This is a genomic window from Bartonella sp. AA97HXZ, assembly GCF_042196985.1.
In the GTDB taxonomy this organism is placed as follows: domain Bacteria; phylum Pseudomonadota; class Alphaproteobacteria; order Rhizobiales; family Rhizobiaceae; genus Bartonella.
Window position 1 is genome coordinate 1 of record NZ_JBHIRC010000116.1, and the last position, 527, is coordinate 527.

1 protein-coding gene is annotated in these 527 nt (G+C 38.9%); it reads left to right on the forward strand.

Annotated elements, in window-relative coordinates:
- Positions 1-527: tyrosine-type recombinase/integrase (locus tag ACFINE_RS09990; protein WP_375621922.1), on the forward strand; the 527-nt coding region annotated here is incomplete at both ends.

Genomic DNA, 527 nt, shown 5'->3' on the forward strand with positions numbered 1-527 from the left:
TTAACAGCTCCAATTGGCATAGCCTTTCTAAAGTCACCCAAAAACAAAAAGAACTCATCCTTATGAAGGTATGTGATAGCATAGGAAACATTCCATACCAAGCAATTGAAAAGAAACATATCATAGCCGGTGTTGAACGGCGCAAAGAAACACCAGCAATGGCTAGAAACTTTCTGAAAGCCCTTAATGGACTTTTTAATTGGGCAATTGATCAAGGTCTTTTGGAAAATAATCCAACTTTAGGCGTCAAAAAACCTCCTCTTAAAAATAAAAGCGGCTTTCCTGTTTGGACAGAAGAAGATGTTGAGAAATATTATCAAAGATGGTCCCATGGTACCCATGAACGTGTCTGGATTGATGTCCTTTTGTATACGGGCTTACGTCGTGGTGATGCGGTTCGCATTGGCTGGAAAGATGTCAAAGACAATATTATTCATCTCAAAACAGAGAAAAGTAAATTCCAAACAGATGTCTTTCTACCTATTTTACCGGAATTAGCCAAAACGCTTGAAGCTGGTCCTATTGGA